Origin of the sequence: Massilia hydrophila, assembly GCF_020208145.1 — a bacterium.
In the GTDB taxonomy this organism is placed as follows: Bacteria; Pseudomonadota; Gammaproteobacteria; order Burkholderiales; family Burkholderiaceae_D; genus Telluria; species Telluria hydrophila.
Window position 1 is genome coordinate 1 of record NZ_JAHYBX010000112.1, and the last position, 206, is coordinate 206.

Sequence of the window (206 nt, forward strand, 5' to 3'; positions counted from 1 at the left end):
CACGTCCCAGTCCCTTGAATCCTGCGCCCGGATTTGCCTAAGCGCCTTCTATGAACCAGAAACCAGCTATTCCAACAGCTGGACAACCTTCCGCGATCCGTCCCCCCATCGCATCATACGACGGTGCAGGAATATTAACCTGCTTCCCATCAGCTACGCATCTCTGCCTCGCCTTAGGGGCCGACTCACCCTGCTCCGATGAACGT

1 rRNA gene is annotated in these 206 nt (G+C 56.8%); it reads right to left on the minus strand.

Annotated elements, in window-relative coordinates:
• A 23S ribosomal RNA gene (locus tag LE190_RS21740) occupies positions 1-206 on the minus strand; the annotation flags it as partial.